This window comes from Methylocapsa sp. S129 (genome assembly GCF_009765995.1).
Taxonomy (GTDB): Bacteria; Pseudomonadota; Alphaproteobacteria; order Rhizobiales; family Beijerinckiaceae; genus Roseiarcus.
Genome location: NZ_LMUI01000060.1, coordinates 190,670 through 212,086, shown reverse-complemented (window position 1 = coordinate 212,086; position 21,417 = coordinate 190,670). Strand labels below are relative to the sequence as shown.

Sequence of the window (21,417 nt, the reverse complement as noted above, 5' to 3'; positions counted from 1 at the left end):
GCGACATGGCAAGATTGAGCCGGCAGGCCTATGCCGATCTCTACGGACCGACGAAGGGCGACCTCGTCCGTCTCGCCGACACCGAATTATTTGCCGAGATCGAACACGATTTCACAACTTACGGGCATGAACTGCTCATTGGCGCTGGTAAGAACCTGCGCGACGGCGAGGGCATCAATGGCTATCTGAAATCGTCCGATAAAATCCTCGACATCGTCATCAAGAACGCGACGATTGTCGACGCGATCGCCGGGATCATCAAGGCCGATATCGGCATCCGCGACGGCCGGATCGTGGGCATCGGCAAAGCCGGCAACCCCGACGTGATGCCGAATGTGCATCCCGACATGGTGGTTGGAAACACGACGTCCCCTGTGTCGGGGGCCGGCTTCATCGTCACGGCGGGCGCGGTCGAATCGCATGCGCATCTGGGTTCCCCCGAACAATCCGACCATGCGCTGGCGGGCGGCACGACCACCATGGTCGGCAATGGGCCGGGGCCGCTCTTCGATGTCGGCAGCGGCAGCACGACGACCTTCGGCCGCTTCCTGCAGGCGACCGAATTCTCGCCGCTCAACTACGCTTTGTTCGGACGCGGATCATCGAACGCCGAAGCGGTCGAGGAATCGGTCGCTGCTGGCGGCATGTCGGTCAAGATTCACGAGGATTTCGGCGCGGCCCCGGCCGTCATCGATCAAAGCCTCGTCGCCGCCGATCGCAACGATTTCGCCGTCCACCTGCATACAGACTCGATCAACGAATTCGGCTTTTGCGAAGACACAATGGCCGCTGTCGAGGGGCGGACGATCCACATGTACCACGTCGAAGGCGCTGGCGGAGGCCATGCGCCGGACTTGCTGAAAGTGGTGTCCTACGACAACGTCATCCCGTCTTCGACCAACCCGACCAACCCCTACACGCTCTACGGGCTTGAGGAGGGCTTGGCGATGACGATGATTTGCCACCAGCTCAACTACAACATCCCCGAAGATGTCGCGTTCGGCGAAGCGCGTGTGCGCGCCCAATCGGCGGCGGCGGAAGATTTTCTGCACGACATGGGCGCCATTTCGATTTTCGGCACGGACACGCAGGGCATGGGGCGGCTCGCCGAGAATGTCGCCAATTGCTGGCAGCTCGCCAGCGTCATGAAGGAGCGGGTCGGCCGCCTGCCTGAAGAGACCACGGCCAAAGCTGACAATGAGCGCATCAAGCGCTATGTCGCCAAACTCACTATCAATCCCGCCATCGCGGTCGGCATCGATCATCATGTCGGGTCGATCGAAGTGGGAAAAATGGCTGACCTCGTGCTTTGGCCGCGGGCCTCTTTCGGCATCAAACCCTATATGGTCATCAAGAGCGGCTTCATCGCCTGGGCCGCGATGGGCGATGGCAACGGCAGCCTTGGCCTAGCCGAGCCGATGATCCAGAAGCGCATGTGGGGCGCCCTAGGGGCCGCGCCGCAACAGCTCGGCGTCAATTTCATCTCCAAGCTTGCCGAACAGGCCGATGTCGGGCGCAAACTCGGCCTCGGCAAGCGCATGCTGCCGATCAAGAACGTCCGCAAGCTGCGCAAGACCGATATGGTGCGAAATAAAGCCATGCCGCATGTCGACGTGGATCCGCAAACCTTCGAGGTGCGCGCCGACGGCAAGCTGTTGATGTGCCCACCCGCGGTGAAGGCGCCGCTCACCCGGAGATACATGCTGCGATGAACCCATTGCAAAGGGCCGCCGGGTCGCGAATCGCAGCGGCGCGCGTCGGCATCGGCGGGCCCGTCGGCTCAGGCAAGACGGCGCTCGTCGAGCGGCTGATCCCCGCCTTGATGGCGCGCGGCGTCGACCTCGCAATTATCACCAATGACCTCGTCACGGCCGAGGACGCCGAACGCATTAGGCGTTCCGGGCTGATCGATCCTGCGCGCGTCTCGGCCGTCGAGGCTGGAGCCTGTCCGCATACGGTCATCCGCGAGGACCCGACATTGAACATCGAGGCGGCGGACGATCTCGAACGCCGCTTTCCTGGGGTCGAACTCATCCTGATCGAAAGCGGCGGCGACAATCTCGCCTCGACCTTCTCGCGAGACTTGACCGATTTCTGGATGTTCGTGATCGATGTCGGCGGCGGCGACGACATTCCGCGCAAGCGCGGCCCCGGCGTGATCCGCTGCGACACGCTCGTGATCAACAAGACCGATCTCGCGCCCTATGTCGGCGTCGATCTTGAACGGATGCGCCAGCAGGCGCTCGCCGTGCGCGACAATCGCCCGGTTCTTCTCACCAATTGCCGCAAGGGCGAGGGAATCGACGCCGTGGTCTCGGCTATTGAACGCGACGTGCTGTTTCGCGCGTGACGGGGCCTCAACCGGAGGTTCGCGCGCAACTCGATCTCGCCCTCGCACGGCGTGGCGACCGAACGGTGCTCGACCGCCGGCTGTTCCGCTGGCCCTTCGTGCTCACGCGGACTTTCGCGCTCGACCGCGCGCCTTCGCATATGCTGACCGTTATTCTGCAGACGAGCAGCGGCGCCACGCATGGCGAAGATCGCCTGCGTCAACGCTTCCACGTCGGCGGCGGCGCAGCGGCCCATGTCGCCACACAAGGCGCGTCGCTCATCCACCGCGCCGCTCCTGGCGTCACGACCGAGGAGAAGATCGCCATCCGGATCGAAGAGGGCGGCTATTTCGAATATCTCCCCGAACCGCGCATTCTGTTCCCGGACGCGGCGCTTGATCAGACGATCGAGATCGATTGCGCCGTCGGCGGCGTCGCGCTGATCTCCGACGCCTTCACGACCCACGACCCCGAAGCGCGCGGCCGAGGCTTCCGAAGCCTCGCTTCGACCATGATCCTGCGTTGCGGCGGCGACGACGCTGTGCTGGTCGATCGCATCGATATCCGCAGCCTCGGCCAGGGAAGAACCGCACAATTCAGGGCCTTCGGCGCGATGACGCTAGCAGCTCCCGGCAGGCGCTGGGATAGCATGGCCGCCTTCGCCAACGCTCTCTCCGCGACTCTAGCGACGATTCCTGACCTCTACGCCGCCGCGAGCCTACTGCCCGACGAGACAGCCGGACTCGGCGTCCGCCTCGCCGGCCGCGACCTGCGCGCCGTGAGAGCCGGCATTCAAACAGCCTGGAACGCCATTCGTTGCGAATTCTACGGCGTCCCCCCGCCGTCACGGCGCAAGGGCTGATATTACAACTCCTGCTGATTAGGCCGGTTCTGCGGGGGCTCTCCGTGGCGCACACCACGATCACGCGCTGGATCCAACGCTATGTCCCGGAATACGAGAAACGCTGGAACCGCTTCGTTCGCCGGGGTGGAGGATCCTGGTGGCGCATCGACGCGATGTCTGACGAAACGATGACTATTGCGTCGAGGATTTGCTCGCGCTGCGAAGCATTTGGTGTGTATCTTCGAAATCTGAGATCGCACGAGGTAGCCGTTTCTTATCGATAAACGCTGCCACCGTGTAGAGAGGATTTACGAGATTGCCGATCCGCAGGCGACAGTTCTGTGAAACGAGCTGATGCGCATCGCCAGGTTCAAGCCCGCACAGCCGGCTGACCCAATGCACGAGGCCATGCGCGGCGATGCGGACGGCGTCTTCCAGGGGGCGCGCGCAGCCGATCACTGCGATCTCTGTATCGGTCTCAAGCCGCGGCCATAGCATATCCTCGCCGTCGCCGCAGGTTGCAAAAATCAGTTCGGTGTTGAGCGCGCCCTCTACAGCCGTGCCGGCAAGTTCGCCGTCGCCCTGCGCGAAGTGCCCGTCGCCGATATAGACCATCGCCTCATCGACATTGGCGCGAAGATACAACGTTGCGCCGGCGCCGAGATCGGGAATGTCGAGGTTGCCGCCGAACGAATCCGGCACGACGCTGAGGCGCACTTCGCCATGCGGCGGCGCTACGCCGAGCGAACCGTGGAACGGCCGCAATGGCGCGCTGATTTCGCGGCCATTCGTGGTCGTCGTCGTGAGCATTCCGTCAAGCCCGACGCGCCAGATCCAAACCGTCTCGGCCTGTTCCGGTTGCAGGTTGGGATTGTTGCGCGTACCTGAAAGCGCTCCGAAATTCGGCGACACGGTCGAGACGCCCCAATCACGCGCCGGCTTGAGCGAGACGAGATGAATCGCCAGGGTATCGCCGTCGCGCACGCCCTCGATGGCGATCGGGCCCGTCAGCGGATTGACGCGCGGGAACGGCGCCACTTCGCGCGGCTTGCCATCGACCGCGACGAGCTTGCCGGAAAAGCAATCCTCGGTGAACACGCACAGCGGTTCGCCAAGTCTCGCACGAATCCGCGGCTCGCCGGCGCCGTAGTGAAACACGTAAGGGAAACTCTCGTCGGTCATCGCGGCGCGACCCCCTTGCATAGCTGCGTCACGATATCGACGAAAGCCTCCGGCGCATCGCGGTGCACGCTATGACCGACATCAGGCAGCACGAACATCGCCTTTGCGCCAACGTCGCTTCTGAGCCACGCCTGATCGTCGGCGGGCACGAAGCGGCTGATTTCAGGGAGCACCCATGCGGTCGGCTGCCTGGCGGCGATCTCCGCGGCGCGCGGCCGCAAATCCCAGGGCGCATTGCCGGCGAAAGCCGCCGCGGCGTCCTTGAAATCGATCTGCTCCAACGACAGCAGCTTCCATGCCGCATCGAGCCGCGACCATTTCGGATTGAGCTTGAGCAGGCCTTCGATATTGCGCGGCAGATTGGCTTCGTCCCATGCGAGCATCGCCGCCGGCCCCGCCTGATCGGCGAAATGCGAAACGGGATCCTCCAGCACCAGCGCGCGCGGGTGGAACAATCCGGCGAGCACGCCTGCCTGCGCGAGATAGCCGCCAAAGGAATGGCCGATCATCACGTCAGGATCGACCGGAACCGCGGCGGCGATGTCAGCGAGCAGGCTCGCAGTTGAAAAATCGCCGTCGCCGCGGCCGCTTTCGCCGTGACCGCGCATGTCGGGTGCGATCACCAGCCAGCCGCGCTCGGCGAGCAGGCGTGCGGGCTGAAAGAAGGCGCCCCCGTTGGCGGTGATCCCGTGCAGCGCGACCGCTATTTTCTTGGCGCTCGGGTCGCCCCATTGCATAATATTGAGCGGGGCGATCATGAAAGCTTCGCCGCCCAGCCAGCCATTTGACGCCAAAGCGGCGCATAGCCGGGCCAGTTGACAAACGCTGGCGGCGCCCAATGGGGCCCGCAATCCGAGGCGAAGGCGACAGCGCGTCCCTCGTGGAAAGCGCCCGCGACGATTAGCGGATCGGCGCCGACGCTGGCGACAATCGCCGAGCCAGGCTTCGCCGCGAAGCGGTTATAGCCAAGCAGGTCGGGCCAGGACGATGAAAGGCCGGCGACGATGGGATGGCCCGGCAACGCGACGATTGGCGTAACCCCTTGCGGCGTTTCGCAACGGTCGTCGGTAGATTCGATCGTCACCGGCAACGCTTGTTCGATGGGTGTATCGTGATAGCGCGCCTTGCCCTCGATGCCCTGAAATGTGAGATAGCCTCCGACCATGATCAACCCGCCGCCCTTGGCCACATAGTCGCGCACCGCCTCCAGCCGGTTGGGAAGCGCCTTCGCGCGGACGAATGTGTCGGGATGGATCAGCAGCGTATTGGCGCCGATATCGCTAAGCATCACGCAATCATACGCGGCGAGCGCCGCGGCCGTCATTGGAAAATCCCGGGCGGCGACATGCGCTGGTTGATAGTCGACTTGCCAACCACCCTCCAGCAGCGCCGTCTTCAGCCAACCGACGCCTTCGGCATATTCGGTCGTTGTAAAACTGTCGAAGCCTTTTTGGTGGATGCTGTGCACGGTCCAGGATTCCCCGGCGATGAGAACACGCGGCGTTTTAGCCATTGGCGAAAGCTCCAGTTGACTCAGGAAGAAAAGGACGAGGAATTTTCGGACAGATGCGCCAGCGATCGAGTAAACGCCAGGCGCGTGGCGGCGACATCGAATTGAATCGCGATTTCACAATTCGGCGGCAGACCCGATTTGCCCGCGAAATCTATTACCGTGCGGCCATAGGTGAAACGCCCGGCGAGTTCGACATCGACGCGCGCGGGTATCGTGCGCGCGAGCGCCGGTTCGGCGGCGACAAGCAGGGCCAGCGGATCGTTGAGCGGCATGTCGGGGGCTGCGAACGGGCCGCCGCCCTTGAAGGTCGCGCGCAGCGAGCGCAAAAGCTCGGTGGCGAAACGCGTTGCCCGCCCGCGCAGCGCTGCGACGGACTCGACCAGTGCGTCATCGATCATCACCTGCGCCGTGGCGTCGATCGGCAGAAGCGTCATCGGGACGCCCGCTCCGAAGACGATCGACGCGGCCTCTGGATCGCAGAGCACATTCCACTCGGCCGCCGCGGTCTTGTTGCCGAGTCCCCAGGCGCCGCCGAGTGCGACGATGCGCGCAATCTTGCCGGCGATCGAAGGCCGATTGCGTAGCGCGAGCGCCAGATTGGTGAAAGGTCCGGTCGTGACGATCGTCAAACCCGCCATGCGCGAAGCCAGATCGGCGATTGTCTCGGCCGAGGTCCTGGTCTCGTCGATCGCGACGGCGGGCAAATCAGGACGCTCTCCATCAAGCGCGCTGTCGAGATCGAGCACGCCGGCGATCAGTCGCTCGCGCACCAGCGGCGCCGGCGCGCCGCGCGTCACCGGAATCGCGCGGGCGCCGGCGACGCCGAGCGTGATCGCGGCGTTGCGCCCCGTGCGATCGGCGGCAAGATGCCCCGCGCCAGTGGTGACGGCGGCGAGCGAAAGATGGGGAGAGCCGAGCGCGACGAGAATGCCGAGCGCGTCGTCATTGCCGGGATCGCAATCATGAAGGATGGAAATCGTCACGTCGCTCTTCCCCCGATGCGGGCGGGGCGGCTGCGGGCCGCGGCGCGCACGCGCGACAGGATCAGGCCCAATACCGCCGCTATATAGGGCGCCATCAGCACGAATTGCGGCGGCGCCTGAAAAGTCTGCAGCCGGTCGCCGAGCGCGCCGAAGGCGCCGAAGAGGAAGGCGGCGCCGGCGGTCGCCCACGGCAGACCACCGCCGAATAGCGTCGCGGCAAGCCCGATGAAGCCGCGTCCGCTGGTCATGTCGGGCAGGAAGAAATGCAGCCGATCCATCGAAAGCTGGGCGCCGGCGAGCCCGGCGAGCAGGCCGCTCGCCAGCACCGCGAGCAGTTTCATGCGCGCGGCATGCACGCCGGCGGCGATGGCGGCCGGTTCGTCTTCGCCGACCGCGCGCAGGGCGTAGCCGATCGGCATGCGGTAGAGGACGAACGAGCAAACGGGGACAGCGATGAGCGCGAGGAAGACGATCACGCTCTGACGCTCAAACGCCGGCCCAACGATGGGGAACCACGAAAGCGCGCCGCTCGGGACCCGCCAGAGATCGGGAAAGACCTCCGGCCGCAAGCCGCCGGGATCCTGATAGACCTGTTCGAGAACAAACAGCGTTCCGCCGGCGGCCAGGATGTTGAGGCCAAGGCCGGCGACGATGAAATCTGCTTTCATTACGATCGACACGAACCCGAAGATCAGCGACATCATGGCGGAGGCGCCGATCGCGGAGATCAGCGCGAGGCTGGCGCTGCCGCTCGCCTCGCCGACCGCGATCGCGGTGAATGCCGCGACAAGCATCATGCCCTCGACGGCGACGTTGAGAATATTGGCGCGCGTGGTGATCATCGCGGCGAGCGCGGCGAGCAGCAATGGCGTCGTCTGCTCTAATACCGAAGCGAGAAATTGTGAAGCCTGCATCGACGCGCTCATGCCGGCGCCTGTCCGCGGCGGAACCGCGCGGTCATGAACAGCACCAGAAAGCCCGCCAGGAGATTGACCAGGGAGCGCGGCACGTCGGCGTCGATCTGCATATAGCCAGCCCCGTTGAGAATTAGCGCGTAGAAAGCCGCCGTCGCCACCACGCCGATCGGATGCACCCGCGCCAGCAACGCGACGGTCATGCCGATCAAGCCGAATCCGGGTGAGAAATTCTGTTCGAAGCGATGACCGATGCCGAGCACATAGAAGGCGCCGGCGAGGCCGGAAAGACCCCCAGAAATCAGCATCGCGATCACGACCTGGCGCGCGGCGCGCACGCCGACCGCCTCGGCGAAGCGGATATTGGCGCCGGCGGCGCGCAAGTTCGCGCCCCATTCGGTGCGGAACAGCGCCACCCAGGCGAGCGGCGCCAACAGAAGAGCGATCACCGCGCCGATCGTCGCGCCGGGCAGGCCGGGAATATCAGGCAGCCATGCTTGCTCTGCCAGGACGTAGCTTACCGCGCCGTAGGCGGTCGTGTCGCGCATCCCATTGATCACGAGATATTCAGTGAGCAGCAGCGCGACGAAATTGAGCATCAGCGTCGTCACGACTTCGTTGACCGCCAGTCGCACCTTGAGGATGCCGGGAATCCAACCCCACGCCGCGCCAGCGGCGATTCCTGCGATAAGTGAAAGGCCGATCAGCACGGGACCGGGCGCGTGAGGAAACGCAAGCGCGGTCGCCGTCGCGGCGATCGCGCCGAGATAGAGCTGACCCTCGCCGCCGACATTGAAGACGCCTGCGCGAAATGAAAACACCACGCCGAGGCCGATCAGCAGCAGCGGCGTCATTCGGTTGACGAATAACGCGAAATTGGAGCGGGAATCGAAATTGGCGAACAGCAGATCGCGATAGGCGAGTACCGGCTCGTCACTCACCGCCAGCACCAGGAGAAAGCCGCACGCCATCACGGCGACGATCGCCCCAACAGGCCCGAGCAGCGAGCGGGAGAGGGTTTGTAGCGAATCGCGCATCACGCCGCCTCGTCCACGCCGTTCATCAGCAGACCGACCAAATGTTCGGTGGCGTCGGTGCGATCGAGCACACGCAGGACGGCGCCGCGATACATCACCGCGATGCGGTCCGACAGCGCGAATATCTCCGAGAGCTCCGAAGAGATGAGCAGAACCGCGCAACCGCGGTCGGCCGCCGCGAGAATCTGGCCGTGCACGAATTCGGCGGCCCCGACATCGAGTCCGCGCGTCGGTTGGGCGACGACGAGCACATTCGGCGCCTTCTCCATCTCGCGCGCGATCACCACCTTCTGCATATTGCCCCCGGAAAGCTGACCGACGGGCAAACCCGGCCTGGCGCCGCGAATGTCGAACTGGCGGATCTTTTCGCTGGCGAACGCGTCGCGCGCGGCCATGCGAATGAGACCACAAGAAGTAAGTTTCCGCGCAGCATAATTGTCCGTCGAGACATTTTCGGCGATCGTCATTCCAGCGCAAAGCCCGCGATCCAACCGGTCCTCCGGGATGAAACCGAGACCGCGGGCGCGTCGCTCGTGCGGGCTGACGTTCGTCGCGTCCTTGCCGTCGATAGCGACGGCGCCGGCGCGCGCATTTTGTAGCCCGGCGACCGCTTCGCTGAGTTCGGTCTGGCCGTTGCCGTCGACGCCGGCGACACCGACGATTTCGCCCGCCCTTATGTCGAGGTTGATTTCGTCGAGGAGGCGGCGACCCGATGCATTGGTCATCGTCAGGCCCGAAAGGCTCAGCTTAGGCGCGCCCGACCCGATACCGCCTGCCCGGCGGCGCGGCGTCGCAAGATCGCGCCCGACCATGTCATGCGCGATGTCGGACTCGGAAAGACCAGCGGTCGGCCGTGTCGAGACGCTGGCGCCGTGCCGAAGCACGGTGACGCGATCGGAGGCGGCTTTCACTTCCTTAAGCTTGTGGGTGATAAAAAGGATCGTGCGGCCGCGCGCTTTCAGATCGGCGATCACACCGAGCAGTTCGCTGACTTCGGGAGGCGTCAGCACGGCGGTCGGCTCGTCGAGGATCAGGATGCGGGCGTCGAAGGCGAGCGCCTTGAGGATTTCGACGCGCTGTCGCTGGCCCACTGAGAGCTGGGCGATCGATGCGTCGGGGTCAAGATCGAAACGATAGCGGGCGATGAGCGTTTGCGCGCGCTCGCGCATCACGCGGCGGTCGCTGATAAAGCCAAAGCGCAGCGGCTGCCGGTTGAGGAACAGGTTCTCGGCGACGCTCATCGAGGAGACAAGCTTGAAATGCTGATGGACCATGCCGATGCCGACGCGTCCGGCCTCGATCGGGTCGCTGAAGCGCACGCTCTTGCCGTCGAGCAGCATCTCGCCGGCGTCGGGTTGCAGAATGCCGGCCAGGATATTCATGAGCGTGCTTTTGCCCGCGCCGTTTTCGCCGCAGATCACATGGACCTCGCCGGCTTCGACATCGAGATCGACATGCGAAAGCGCGACCTTGTCGCCAAAGCTCTTGGCGACGTTGCGAAGCCGCAGCAGCGGAACGACAATGGGCTCGGACATGGCGCAAGGCTCCAATCGGGCGCAGGCGGGCGTGCGAAAACGCCCGCCTGCAACAATGCCTTACTTTTTGAACGCGGTGTCGACCTTGATCTCGCCCGATAGCACTTTCGCCTTGGCGGCTTCGACCTTGGCTTTGGCAGAGGCGGGGACGAGCGCGTCGTTATAGACGAGCGCGACGCCGTCGTTCTTCAGGCCGTAGACTTCGAGCGTTCCCATTGGCGCGTTGCCTTCCTCGATCTGCTTGCTTGTGTCGTAGATCGAATTGCCGATCTGCTTCAGCATCGAGGCGATGACGTTCTTCGGGTAGAGGCCGTTCTGGTCGGAATCGACGCCGATCGCGTATTTGTTGGCGTCGGCGGCGGCTTTCAAAATGCCGAGCCCCGCCGGTCCTGCGACATTGTAGACGACGTCGACGCCGCCGTTCAGCATGTTGCGGGTCAGCTCGTAAGCCTTCTGCGCATCGTTGAAGTTGCCGATGAACGAGACCTGGACGGTAATCGACGGATCGATGGTGGCGACGCCCTGCTTGAAGCCTAGGATGAAGTCCTGGATCACCGGCAGATCCATACCTGCGACGATCCCGACTTTTTTCGCTCCGGTCCCCAGCGGAAATGTCGTCTTGTCGGAGGCTACGACGCCGGCGAGCGCGCCGACGAGATAGGAGCCCTCGTTCTGTGCATATTTGACGGAGAGCACATTCGGCAGCAGCAGTTCGTCATCGAAATAGACGTATTTCTGGTTCGGGTGCTTGGGCGCCACAGCCGCCAGATTGTCATGCATGCCGGGACCGGTGAAGATGACGCTCCATGTTTCGCTGTTCGATGTTGCTTCGAGATTCTGGCGCCAGAGCTGCGGATCGCTGGGAGAGGCCTGCAGCAGCTTGATGCGCACCCCCTCCTTTTCTGCACGATGGAACCCCGCCGCGGCGGAATCGTTGAAGCCCTTGTCGCCGAGATTATCGCTCATGACATATACGGCGCTGAATTTCTCCGCGGCGGCGGCGGCGGCGTGAACCCCTCCGGCGATGACGGCTGCGAGCGCGGCGGTAATTAGTATCTTCGAACCACTCATAATAACACTCTCCCAGTTGACGTTAGCGTGGACAGGTTGGCGTTGCGGTCAGGATCCAAGCGAGCCGAGGGCCTCGGCTCGTCGTGTCGTTCGGGACTTGGCGGTTCCGGACGATGGCGGGGAAGGCGGCGGTCCTACGGAATCTCGCAAGACCAATTCGACCGGCAATCGCGCAAGGCTGGCCGTCGCTTCGCCTTTGATCTGAGCGAGCAGCGTGCGAACGCCGAGCCGACCCATTCCCTCGATTGGCTGGCGCACGGTGGTCAGCGGCGGATGCATCATGTCGACGAACGGCATATCGTCGAAGCCGACGATCGAAAGATCGCGCGGCGCCGAAAGTCCCATCTGGCGCAAGCCGGCGAGCACGCCAATGGCGATGTAATCGCTACCCGTGAAGACTGCGGTGGGCGCTTTCAGATTCGCAAAGTCTCGAATCGCGGCGAGGCCGGAATCGCGATCGTAAGCGCCAAAGCGAATGAGCGCCTCGTCGAGGCGCGCGCCGGCTTCTCTCATCGCGCGCGAAAAGCCCTCGAAGCGCTCGCGCGTACTGAACAGATCCTTCGGTCCGCCGATATGGGCGATGCGGCGGTGGCCAGCGTCGAGCAGATGGCGCGTCGCGGCATAGGCGCCCTGTTCGTTGTCGACGAATATCCGCGCGACTTCCGCGCCAGGCACGTCCTCGTCGAGCAGCACCACGTCCTTGCGGCCGGTGATCATCTGGCGTAAGCGGCCGTCGTCCGGGCGATTGGTGAGCACGATCAGACCATCGACATGATGGGAATCGAGCCGCTGGATGTTGGCGATCTCCATCTGTGGATCGCCGCCCGTGCTGACGATCAGCAGCGCATAGCCGGCGCGGCGCGCCTCGTCCTCGGCGGCGGCGGCGAGCGCGGCGAAGAACGGATTGGCTATCTCCGGCGTCACCAGACCGATCAATTCGGAACTGCCGAGGCTGAGGCGCTTAGCCAATTGGTTCGGCCGGTAGTCGAGTTTCTTGCAGGCTTGTTCGATCCGCGCTGCGGTGTCCGGCGGCAGGACGATCGACTTATTGAGATAGCGAGACACCGTCGCTGGGGACACGCCGGCCTCGCTCGCAACGTCGCGAATGGTGGCTGAATTCTGCTTCATAGCGCCAGTTAAGCACATGAAACCGGTTTAGTAAACCGGTTTCATGTGACGAGCGAGGTGGTGGCCATTATCGAGAAAAAATGAGGCCAAGCGAAAGCCGCAACGCAACTATGTTCAGCTCTCCGTATTGGAAGTTTTGCTCGCTTCTATTCTCCGCCAGTCGCGGAGTTTCGAGGGCGCAGCCGAGATTGCTGCTATGTGCGACTAAGGTCTTTCCTCGCTCCAAAGCCTTTGAGTTCGCATCCCAGACGAAATAACGTCGAGAAACCGGCTCGGCCTAATCGATCGATCGCTTCGTGAGTTTTGTGTTGGCGCGCTTCGCCATTGTCCTCCGGCGCGTTTCGTTACGACTGCTGGTGACCAAATGATGACCAACGGAAAGTATCTTATCTGTAGCTCGTAATGAGGGGCGGGGGCTCGAATCCCTCTTGCGGCGCCATAGGCCCGCGCTCGAATTCACCGAGAAAACCGCCACCAAAGCAATCGACCGGTCAGCAAAGCGCCTGAACGTTCGCTAGAGCACTTTTCCCGGATTGAGCAGGCCATCCGGATCGATCGCGCGCTTGAGGGTTCTCATCAGGGCCAACTCTTCCTGGCTCCTTGAAAAATGCAGGAAGGGTTTTTTCTTCAATCCGATTCCATGTTCGGCGGAGATCGTCCCTTGGTGCTGCTTCACCAGCCGGTAGACGATGGCGTCGATGGCGTGGAAGGGCTGTAGGTTGCCTCCTGGCGCACAGGCGATGATATGCATGTTTCCGTCGGCGATATGGCCGTAGAAGAAACTGAGGCAGCCGGGAATCTCGACCGCGAGCGCCTCGCGGCAATCCTTCGCATAGGCGTCCATTTTCGCAGTGGGCAATCCGATGTCGAAGGACGAATGAGGCCCAAGGACCTGCTTGAATTCGGCCGCCGCGTCGCGCGTCGCCCAAAACGCCTTCACGTCGGCGAGCGACCGCGCGACCACCGCGTTCTCGATCAGGCCGGTCTCGGCGAGGTTTTCCAGCCACGCGTCAAATCGCGTCTGATCGCTGTCGTCGCTGCCCTGCGCCTCAACCAGGACATAGAAGGCATGGGCGCCGCTGATAGGCTTGCGCACGCCGGGCACCCGATCGGTCGCCACCGTCCAATAGTCCGGCCACATCACCTCGAAAGCCGACAATAGCGGCCCCAGCGATTTGCGTGCGCTCGCCAGGAGGTTCAGCACCGCCTCGTAGCTCGCCAGGCCGCACAGCGCCGCCATGGTGCAGGCAGGTGCGGGAAAAAGCCGCAGAACGGCGCGCGTGACGACGCCGAGCGTTCCCTCGCTGCCGATGAACAATTGTTTGAGGTCGTAGCCGGCATTGTTCTTCAGCATCTTGTTCAGACTGGTGAGCAGCGTTCCATCGGGTAGCGCTGCCTCGATCCCTAACACCATATCCCGCGTCATGCCGTAGCGGATGACGCGATTGCCGCCGGCATTGGTCGAAATATTGCCCCCGATCGAGCAGGATCCGCGGGCGCCGAGATCGAGGGCGCAAAAAAAGCCAGCTTCCTCGGCCGCGCGTTGAATCGCCTCGAGCGTCGTGCCGGCGCGTACCGTCATCGTCGCGGTCGCGGGATCAATCTCTTCGATGCCGACAAGCCGCTCCAGCGAAAGCGCGATCGCGCCTTCGACGGGCGTGGCCCCGCCCGCCAGCCCGGTCAGGCCGCCTTGCGGAACGACGGCGATTTTGTGTTCGGACGCAATTCGCAGCGCGGTTGCGACGCCTTGCGGATCGATCGGCCTGACGACGGCGAGCGGCCGGACCGCGCCGAGCGTGCTCCAATCCTGTTCGTTGCGCGCGGGGATGTCGTCGCCGGAGAGAACCGCGGCCGCCCCCAGCGCGGCCCGAAGATGTGCGATCGCGGCCTGACCGGCAGTCATGGCGACGGACGGAGCGGTCTTTGTCATCGGCAAACCTGGCTCAAGCGGCGTTCGTCGTCGGATTGGCGCGACCGGCGCGGAAGCCGAGCTGCTCGCGCACGCAGGCCAGCGCGGCGTCGCGCATCAGGCTGACGTCGCTCGCCACGGGCACGAGGCGGTAACCGCTTTCCAGCAGTTCCCGCCATGTCGCGCCCGCGCTGGGCACCGTGCCCATCGGCTTACCGCAGGCGCGCATCGCCGTCTCGGCTTGCGCGACGAGTTTGCGCACCTCCGGGTTATCCAGTTGCTCCAGGCGGCCGATCGACCCCGCCATATCGTTGACGCCGAGAAAGGGAACATCGACGCCTTCGACGGCGCAGATTTCCGCCGCCCGCCGGACGGCTTCGGCGGACTCGATCTGGATGATCAGCAATAATTCGCTGTTGGCGCGCTGCATATAATCGGCGGTCTTGCCGTAAGCGGAGGCTCGCACGAGCGGCGCGGCATAGCCGCGGCGTCCCTGCGGCGGATATTGGCAGGCGCGCACGACGGCCTCCGCTTCTTGCGCCGTCTCGACCGAAGGAATCATCAGGGAATTCGCGCCCGCGTCGAGAATCCGTTTGAGGAAGACCGGATCGGTCGAGGGGACGCGAACGATGCAGGGCGTTCCGGCCCCCTCGGCGGCGCGGAGCATGTCGACCGCGTCTTTGACATCCCCGTGCCCGTGTTCAAGATCAAGAATGAGAAAATCGAAGCCCTGATGGCCGAGGATTTCCGCGTTGATGGCGCTCCCCGTCTCGAGCCAGGCGCCAAACAGCGCCTCGCTCCGCGCCAGGCGCTGCTTCAGTATATTGCCGTTGGACATCCCATCTCTCCTGGCGCGGTCGGTCGCAAAGCCTGATGTTGGCGCGACAGGCGTTCATCGCCGGCCAAGCGTCGTGGCGTCGCAGAGCGGCCGCAGTCTGATCCGTTCGCCGTTTGTCGGATCGCCCCGACGGCACGGCCTCTTCCATAACTGAGGTGCAGTGCTTTTGTAAACAATGGAACTCAATTGACATGCGTGAAGTGAATAATTGCCGGCGAGGTGAAGACTTTTAGGCGTGAGCGAGAACTTGAAGCCTCATTTTTGGCAGTTGTTCGTATAATCCGGCCAATGGCGGCCTGTGCGGTCGATGCCCGGCGGCATGCGGATTGATAATGTATCTTCCATATGGTATTCAGAAAATTGGCCCGAAGGCCTCGGTTATCGCGGCTGGCGAGGGCGTCTCCGCCGCCGCGGTCAACGCATAAGCGTCGGAGTTCCGCCTGTTTCGGTCGGCGTCAGCGCATTTGGCTCTTAGAACGGGACATGACCTCGCCAACCGAACTGTCCATCAATCGGCCTCGCTCGCTCACCGTCACTGTCGCGGAGCGGTTGCGGCAGGCCATTATCGACTCCGAACTGCCGCTGGGCAGCGAATTGTCCGAGGTCGGCCTGGCGACGAAGCTTGGCGTCAGCCGGACGCCGGTGCGCGAGGCGCTCAGCATGCTGCAATTGCAGGGCATGGTGAACATCATCCCGCAAAAAGGCAGTTACGTCTTTTTCCCGACCGAGCAGGACATCCTCGATGTCTGCGAATACCGGATCGTCATCGAATTGCGGGCCGTGAGCTTTTCCATGGCGCGCCGACGCGATGCGACGCTGGCGATGCTGGAGCAGGCGCTCGCCGCCATGGAGGAGGCGAGGCGACGCAACGATCCCATCGCCTATTCCCGGGCGGACACGTCTTTCCACGAAGCGTTCATCAAGAACTGCCGCAATCGTTACCTTGAAGAGAGCTATACGCTCGCCTCGGGGCCGATCGCGACGCTGCGGACCCATCTGTCGGGGCCGCTTGTCGGGGTGCAAGACCGCTCATTCGTCGAGCACCGGCAAATCAGGGACGCGTTTGCGGTGGGCGATATTGTCGGCATCGAATCGATCCTCGTCCGCCACATCCTGGGCACGCGCGAATCCTATTTGGCGGCCTTGCAACAGGGCTTGATCGGCGCGCCTCCGCGTGGCGCGGCGCCGGCGGCCTCGGCAGGAATCGGCGAGGGTTAGGTTCCGTCGGACTCCGTCTGCGAAACCCGCCGACCGCCATGTTCGCAGGCGACGAGCCGGCCAGCGCGAATAGACGGCGAAAGCGGTCGTCGAAAATCTCGAAGCAACTCGCCTGCATGCGCATTCTCCCGATGTCGGCGCGCCGACATGAATCGAGCGCCGCCTGGCCGCCCTTGCGCGATGCTGCGCCATATTGTACCTTAGGTTCATAATATCCTGTCTGATTGCGCCTTAATGGCGCGAAATGGATGCAGCCCGTTCGGGCGCGCAAAGCGTCCGGCGGGCAGCCAAAAAGGGGGAGGAGCCAAGCGAACTCAGAGACTTAACTAAACAGCCGTTCGTTGCAGCCCCGAAGTCGGGGCAGGGCGCGTGCGTCGCTAGCAGTCAGAGCGGCTGGCATAGGCCGTCGCCGCGACCGGACCGAAACCCGGGCGGGGTCGATCTCGAACAACAATGAATTTCGTGGGAGGATCAAATGAAACGAGCGACAACATTGGCGTCGGTGCTCGCCATTTCTTTGTCGACGGCGGCTTTCGCCGACACGTCCGGCAAGAAGATCGCGCTGTCCAACAATTACGCCGGCAATTCCTGGCGGCAGGCGATGCTGCAAAGCTGGGCGAAAGTCGGCGGGCAGGCGGTGAAGGGTAAAGTCGTCGGCGCCGCCGACGCGTTCACCACCGCTGACAAGGAAGCGCCGACCCAGGCCGCGCAGATCCAGAATCTTATCCTGCAAGGCTATGACGCGATCGTAATCGACGCTGCGTCGCCCGAAGCGCTCAACGGCGCGGTGAAGCAGGCCTGCGACGCGGGCGTCGTCGTCGTCGCGTTCGACGGCCTCGTCACCGAACCTTGCGCGACCAAGGTCACCGTCGATCTAGCAGGAACCTACGGCGCCGAAGAAGTCCGCCAGATCGCCAAGCGCACGCCAAGCGGCGGCAATCTGCTCTATATCCATGGTCTGGCCGGCACCAGCATCGACGAAGACATCACCAAAGGCGTGAAGAGCGAACTCGCCAAGCACCCCAACCTGAAAATCGTCGGCGAAGTCAACGGCAACTGGGACCAGACCACAGCGCAGAAGGCTGTCGCAACCGTGCTTCCTTCGCTGCCCCCGATCGCCGCCGTGATCGACCAGGGCGGCGACGCCTATGGCGCGGCGCAGGCCTTCAAATCCGCCGGGCGCGCGCTGCCGCTCATTATGCTCGGCAATCGGCAGGACGAGCTCGTCTGGTGGAAGGAGCAGACCAAGGCCGGCGGCTACGATTCATGGTCGGGCTCGGAAGCGCCCGGCATGGTCACTTTCGCCTTCTGGGTCGCCCAGCAGATCCTCGACGGCAAGAAAGTTCCCAAGGAAGTGCCGATGGGCATCCTGACGATCGAACAGGGCGATCTCGACAAATATCTTGCCACGACGCCGGTCGGCGGCGTCGCCAACGTGGAATATACGCAAGCCGAAGTGGTCAAGGCGATCGAAGCCGCGAAGTGACCTTCGAAGTCTTGAAACATGCTTCCGTGAAGGAGAGGCGCGCGATGTCGCGCGCCTCGAAAAGGCGCTGGCGAGCTTTGGCGCTTCGGTCACAATTGCGAGACCCAACGAGATTGTCCGGCCAATCCCATGGCCGCGTGTAGGTAGAAGGTATAGCTTCCGACGAGAAGTTCGCGGGGAGGTTCGTTATGCGCTCGTTGGGCGTCTGGGCCGCCTTCTGTGGCGCCGCGGCGCTGCTTTTGTTGTTGACCTCAGGCGCCAAGGCCGCGACCGCGCAGGTGCAGGGCGGCGCGATCCTCGGGGCCGCAAGCGCTGATGGCGCCGTCGCGCATTATCTCGGCGTGCCGTTTGCGGCCGCGCCGATCGCCGGGCTGCGCTGGCGGCCGCCGCAGGCTGTCGCGCCTTGGCAGGGCGTGCTTGAGACGATCCATGCCGCGCCCGCCTGCCCGCAACCGCTGCCGCCGCCCGGCTCGTTCTACCAGAACGAATTTTTTCGCACTTCCGAGCGACAGAGCGAGGACTGTCTGTATCTCAACGTTTGGACGCCGGCGCATGGGCGGGACGAAAAGCTTCCCGTCATGGTCTGGTTCTACGGCGGCGGTTTCGTGCAAGGGTCCGGCTCGCTTCCGAGTTTCGACGGCGAGGCTCTGGCGCGTCGGGGCGTGATCGTGGTGACGATCAATTATCGCCTCGGTCCGCTCGGCTTTTTGGCGCTGCCCGCGTTGGATCGGGAGAGTTCGGACCATGTGTCGGGCAATTACGGCCTGCTCGACATGATCGCGGCGCTCCGCTGGGTGCAAGACGACGCCGCGGCGTTCGGAGGCGATTCCGACAATGTGACGATCTTCGGCCAGTCGGCGGGCGCTTTTGGCGTCAATGCAATGATGGCTTCGCCGCTCGCGCACGGATTGTTCCGGCGCGCCATCGTCGAGAGCTATCCGATGTTCGGCATGGCCGATCCTTTGCAGACGCTTGCGCAGGCCGAACAGGGAGGCGAGAAATTCGCGAGCGCTGCCGGCAGCGAGACTTTGGCCGATCTGCGTATGGTCCCGAGCGCCGGTCTCGTTCGGGCGATGGGCGCCAATGCCGTCGGATTCGGGTTGCGGCCTAACGTAGACGGGCATGTGCTTCCCCATGACCTGCCGGAAATGATCGCGGCTCACGATAGCAATGGCGCCGCCCTGTTGATTGGGGCGAATTTTGACGAAGGCACGGAACTGCTCAAGGCGACGACGCCTGACGGTTTGACGGCATTGGCCCGCCGGCGCTTCGGCGCCGAGGGCGACCCGGTCGCTGCGCTCTACACCGGAGCCGACGACGAGCACGCGACCGCGGCGCAGGACCGGATGCAGAGCGACTATTTGCTCGCCGCGTCGGCGCGCGAGGCGCAGGCTTTCGCGGAGCCGGGCAGGTCCGTCTATGTCTATCGCTTCACACGGCTTGCGCCGGGATCCGACCCCATCAAGGTCGGCGCCTTCCATTCCGCGGAACTCGCCTATGTCTTCGGGACACAGACTTCCATAGATCGCCCATGGTTCGATCGCGACCGGGCATTGTCGGAGCAGATGCAGCAATATTGGACCAATTTCGCAAAGACCGGAAATCCCAATGGAGCCGGACTGCCTGAGTGGCCGCGCTTTGGCGCCTCGGCGCAGGACGTCATGGAACTGGGCGACGCGACGCGGCCGATATCGGTGCTGGATCCTCAGCGGAAAGCGCTGTTCGACGCTTATCTCGCGACGCGTTTGCCGAAATGATGTTCGTCGTTTGCACGTTAAGACGCGGGAGAGCGATCGGTTTCGCGCTCGGCGCGCGATCAGGCGCGCCGGGAGCCTTAGATGGCCGATCCATCCTGCGAACGGGCCGATGGCTCATCGGAGATGACGAGCAAACTTCAGACTGAAACAGCCATTTTCGCGATCTCGGCTGCGCTGTTCAAACTTTCAACGTTCCAACAAGCGTCCATGACCCGCCGGATGGCGGAGGCTGGAAGAATGCCCTCCGCCAGATCGGCGAACTTGGCTTCCAGTTGTTTGTCCGTCATCGGCGTTTCCGTGCTGCCAATGGCGCGAGCGATGAAGCGGCGCAGCGTCCGCCCATCCTTCAACACGATCGTCATATCGACCTGCGCGGGATCAATCCCTGGCGTAACGACCGGAAGCACCTTGCTGCGCAAAGCGACGACGACAGGATCGTTGGCGGCCCGGTCGCTGAATTGCTTCTCGCCGCCCGCGCCTTCGACCAGCGCGACGGCGACGGCATGATAAATGCTGAACTTGGCCTCCAGACCGTCGCGCGGCGTCTTCTTGCCCGTCAGCTCAAGCACCAGCGGATGCACCTTGAGATCGACGCGTTCGATCTGGTCGGCGGCGAGTCGGTTTTCATCGCGCAATTGAACGGCGGCGTCGATGGCCGGATGCATCACGATTCCGCAGGCGAACGGCTTGTAAGTGTTCAGCGCCGCCTCGTAACGTTTGCCGAGATCGCCGAGAATTTCGCTATAATCCTGCTTGGTGCTGACAACATTGGCCCAACCGCGCTTGGCTTCGATCATTTGGTCTGAGGATGTGAAGTTCTTGGACGCCAGCATCGCCGCGAAGATGCCGTTGCTCGCGGCGCGCCCGGGATTGAAGCTCTTGTTCATCGAGCCAAAAGATTCGCGCAGCCCCACCGGTTGTGACGCCGCGAGGCCAAGAGCCCACACCATTTGCAGTTCGTTGAGGTTCAGCAATTTTCCGACGGCGGCCGCTGATCCGAATACGCCGGCGGTGCCGGTGATATGCCAACCAACATCATAATGGTTGGGATAAACGGCATTGCCGATCCGGCATTCGGTCTCGACGCCGAGGACCAGCGCGTTGAGAAAGTCCTTGCCCGAAACCGGCTGCATTTCCGACAGCGCGAGAATGGCGGAGGCCACCGGGCCGGCTGGATGAATGATCGTTTTCAGATGCGTGTCGTCATAGTCGAAGATATGGCTCGACACGCCATTGACGAACGCCGCGTTCATAATGTCGAATCGCTCGCGGCGACCCAGCAGCGAAGCCTGCGCCGGGCCGGAGAAGGGCGCGAGCGCGGCGACCGCAATGTCGACCGTCTGATGACGCGATCCGCCGATCGCAACGCCCACCCAATTCAACAGCGTTCGGACGCCCTCTTTGCGAACAGGGGCCGGTAGATCGTCATAGGCGGCGGTTACAAGATAATGCGCGAGGGTGCGCGTGACGTCTTTCGCCGGGACTGCTTTTGCGGGAGGGCTAGACGCGGCTTCCGAAGCCTGCGCGAAAACCGGGCTTGCGGTGGCCGCCAGGAGGGGAAGCGTCGCTGCGGTCTGCAGCAAAGTTCTGCGGCCAGTGATCGGCATATGAGGTCCTCCCAAAGCGAGATTTGTTCTCACATAATCGCGGCCGGATCAGGGTCGGCGAAGCG

General features: G+C 63.5%; 18 protein-coding genes. 6 read left to right on the top strand and 12 right to left on the bottom strand.

Translation table 11 applies throughout. The features are described from left to right. Nucleotides 1-5: 5 nt before the first annotated feature. From ureC to GSQ90_RS31380, 3 genes are read left to right on the top strand one after another with little or no spacing between them, the layout of a single operon-like run. Complete coding sequence (gene ureC, locus GSQ90_RS31390; protein WP_158818920.1) at nucleotides 6-1,712, top strand: urease subunit alpha; 1,707 nt, start codon at nucleotides 6-8, stop codon at nucleotides 1,710-1,712. After that, nucleotides 1,709-2,350 carry an urease accessory protein UreG gene (ureG, locus tag GSQ90_RS31385; RefSeq protein ID WP_158818919.1) on the top strand — a complete coding sequence of 214 codons (642 nt, stop codon included), beginning with the start codon at nucleotides 1,709-1,711 and terminating at the stop codon, nucleotides 2,348-2,350. The genes ureC and ureG overlap by 4 nt, the downstream gene beginning before the upstream one ends. Beyond that, nucleotides 2,347-3,192 (top strand): urease accessory protein UreD, encoded by an 846-nt coding sequence (locus GSQ90_RS31380; RefSeq protein ID WP_158818918.1) that lies wholly within the window; start codon nucleotides 2,347-2,349, stop codon nucleotides 3,190-3,192. The genes ureG and GSQ90_RS31380 overlap by 4 nt, the downstream gene beginning before the upstream one ends. A 174-nt stretch (nucleotides 3,193-3,366) precedes the next feature. Here the strand turns inward: GSQ90_RS31380 and GSQ90_RS31375 are convergent, their stop codons facing one another. The 11 genes from GSQ90_RS31375 to GSQ90_RS31325 all read right to left on the bottom strand — a co-directional run bounded on the left by GSQ90_RS31375 (nucleotide 3,367) and on the right by GSQ90_RS31325 (nucleotide 15,284). Next, a complete protein-coding gene (locus GSQ90_RS31375; RefSeq protein ID WP_158818917.1) occupies nucleotides 3,367-4,356 on the bottom strand; it encodes an acetamidase/formamidase family protein in 990 nt (329 codons plus the stop codon). Then, a complete protein-coding gene (locus tag GSQ90_RS31370; RefSeq protein WP_158818916.1) occupies nucleotides 4,353-5,114 on the bottom strand; it encodes an alpha/beta fold hydrolase in 762 nt (253 codons plus the stop codon). Before GSQ90_RS31370 ends, GSQ90_RS31375 begins: the two co-directional genes overlap by 4 nt. Continuing rightward, nucleotides 5,111-5,869 carry a glutamine amidotransferase gene (locus GSQ90_RS31365; RefSeq protein ID WP_158818915.1) on the bottom strand — a complete coding sequence of 253 codons (759 nt, stop codon included), beginning with the start codon at nucleotides 5,867-5,869 and terminating at the stop codon, nucleotides 5,111-5,113. The genes GSQ90_RS31370 and GSQ90_RS31365 overlap by 4 nt, the downstream gene beginning before the upstream one ends. A 20-nt stretch (nucleotides 5,870-5,889) precedes the next feature. Beyond that, complete coding sequence (locus tag GSQ90_RS31360; RefSeq protein ID WP_158818914.1) at nucleotides 5,890-6,852, bottom strand: nucleoside hydrolase; 963 nt, start codon at nucleotides 6,850-6,852, stop codon at nucleotides 5,890-5,892. Next, nucleotides 6,849-7,766: an ABC transporter permease gene (locus GSQ90_RS31355; RefSeq protein ID WP_158818913.1), complete on the bottom strand. Its 918-nt coding sequence runs from the start codon at nucleotides 7,764-7,766 to the stop codon at nucleotides 6,849-6,851. The genes GSQ90_RS31360 and GSQ90_RS31355 overlap by 4 nt, the downstream gene beginning before the upstream one ends. Nucleotides 7,767-7,774: 8 nt before the next feature. Next, nucleotides 7,775-8,803 (bottom strand): ABC transporter permease, encoded by a 1,029-nt coding sequence (locus GSQ90_RS31350; protein WP_158818912.1) that lies wholly within the window; start codon nucleotides 8,801-8,803, stop codon nucleotides 7,775-7,777. Continuing rightward, nucleotides 8,803-10,338 (bottom strand): ABC transporter ATP-binding protein, encoded by a 1,536-nt coding sequence (locus tag GSQ90_RS31345; protein WP_158818911.1) that lies wholly within the window; start codon nucleotides 10,336-10,338, stop codon nucleotides 8,803-8,805. Before GSQ90_RS31345 ends, GSQ90_RS31350 begins: the two co-directional genes overlap by 1 nt. A gap of 60 nt (nucleotides 10,339-10,398) precedes the next feature. After that, the gene (locus tag GSQ90_RS31340; RefSeq protein ID WP_158818910.1) at nucleotides 10,399-11,409 is read right to left on the bottom strand and encodes a BMP family ABC transporter substrate-binding protein; all 1,011 of its coding nucleotides are present in this window, start codon (nucleotides 11,407-11,409) and stop codon (nucleotides 10,399-10,401) included. Between the two features lie 48 nt (nucleotides 11,410-11,457). Continuing rightward, entirely contained in the window at nucleotides 11,458-12,537 is a 1,080-nt protein-coding gene (locus tag GSQ90_RS31335; protein ID WP_158818909.1) for a LacI family DNA-binding transcriptional regulator, read from the bottom strand. Nucleotides 12,538-13,051: 514 nt separating this feature from the next. Then, entirely contained in the window at nucleotides 13,052-14,467 is a 1,416-nt protein-coding gene (locus tag GSQ90_RS31330) for an FAD-binding oxidoreductase (protein ID WP_246731860.1), read from the bottom strand. A gap of 13 nt (nucleotides 14,468-14,480) precedes the next feature. Beyond that, nucleotides 14,481-15,284, bottom strand: coding sequence for an HpcH/HpaI aldolase/citrate lyase family protein (locus tag GSQ90_RS31325; RefSeq protein ID WP_158818908.1), 804 nt, complete (start codon nucleotides 15,282-15,284; stop codon nucleotides 14,481-14,483). A 483-nt stretch (nucleotides 15,285-15,767) separates the two neighbouring features. Here GSQ90_RS31325 and GSQ90_RS31320 point away from each other — a divergent pair, with 483 nt between their 5' ends. The 3 genes from GSQ90_RS31320 to GSQ90_RS31310 all read left to right on the top strand — a co-directional run bounded on the left by GSQ90_RS31320 (nucleotide 15,768) and on the right by GSQ90_RS31310 (nucleotide 19,745). Further along, nucleotides 15,768-16,502 (top strand): GntR family transcriptional regulator, encoded by a 735-nt coding sequence (locus GSQ90_RS31320; protein ID WP_158818907.1) that lies wholly within the window; start codon nucleotides 15,768-15,770, stop codon nucleotides 16,500-16,502. 475 nt (nucleotides 16,503-16,977) lie between these two features. Next, the gene (locus GSQ90_RS31315; protein WP_158818906.1) at nucleotides 16,978-17,988 is read left to right on the top strand and encodes an ABC transporter substrate-binding protein; all 1,011 of its coding nucleotides are present in this window, start codon (nucleotides 16,978-16,980) and stop codon (nucleotides 17,986-17,988) included. A gap of 188 nt (nucleotides 17,989-18,176) precedes the next feature. Further along, the gene (locus tag GSQ90_RS31310; protein ID WP_158818905.1) at nucleotides 18,177-19,745 is read left to right on the top strand and encodes a carboxylesterase/lipase family protein; all 1,569 of its coding nucleotides are present in this window, start codon (nucleotides 18,177-18,179) and stop codon (nucleotides 19,743-19,745) included. Nucleotides 19,746-19,882: 137 nt separating this feature from the next. On the opposite strand, the gene GSQ90_RS31305 is transcribed toward GSQ90_RS31310, so the two are convergent. Next, nucleotides 19,883-21,352: an MmgE/PrpD family protein gene (locus tag GSQ90_RS31305; RefSeq protein ID WP_158818904.1), complete on the bottom strand. Its 1,470-nt coding sequence runs from the start codon at nucleotides 21,350-21,352 to the stop codon at nucleotides 19,883-19,885. Nucleotides 21,353-21,417: the final 65 nt, after the last annotated feature.